Annotated in this window: 1 protein-coding gene; it reads right to left on the reverse strand. The window is 56.5% G+C overall.

Translation table 11 applies throughout. The annotated features are described in order from the left end of the window. Positions 1-151 precede the first annotated feature (151 nt). The coding region (locus CVM52_RS28275; protein WP_205965054.1) for a polyubiquitin at positions 152-522 on the reverse strand (371 nt) is incomplete at its 5' end.

The following is a 522-nucleotide window of genomic DNA, read 5'->3' on the forward strand; positions in this document are numbered from 1 at the left end:
CTGGGTAGTACGCACACACAACACAACCGGTCCATTATTAAACCAACACTGACACGACTCATGACACGAACAGCAGATACTTTGACAACCTCCATATGGAGAGAGGGCACCAGACGACGCAGGCACATCGGCAGCTTAAACGACCCATGGCTTACTGACCACCGCGGAGGCGGAGCACCAGGTGGAGAGTGCTCTCCTTCTGGATGTTGTAGTCTGCTAGGGTGCGGCCATCCTCCAGCTGCTTGCCGGCGAAGATCAGACGCTGCTGGTCCGGGGGGATGCCCTCCTTGTCCTGGATCTTCGCCTTCACATTGTCGATGGTGTCCGAGCTCTCAACCTCCAGGGTTATGGTTTTTCCAGTCAGGGTCTTTACAAAGATCTGCATACCACCTCTGAGGCGGAGAACAAGGTGAAGGGTGCTCTCCTTCTGGATGTTGTAGTCCGCGAGAGTGCGGCCATCCTCCAGCTGCTTGCCCGCAAAGATCAGACGCTGCTGGTCTGGGGCGCTGCCCTCTTTGTCCT

Origin of the sequence: Pseudooceanicola lipolyticus, from assembly GCF_002786325.1 — a bacterium.
GTDB classification, from domain to species: domain Bacteria; phylum Pseudomonadota; class Alphaproteobacteria; order Rhodobacterales; family Rhodobacteraceae; genus Pseudooceanicola_C; species Pseudooceanicola_C lipolyticus.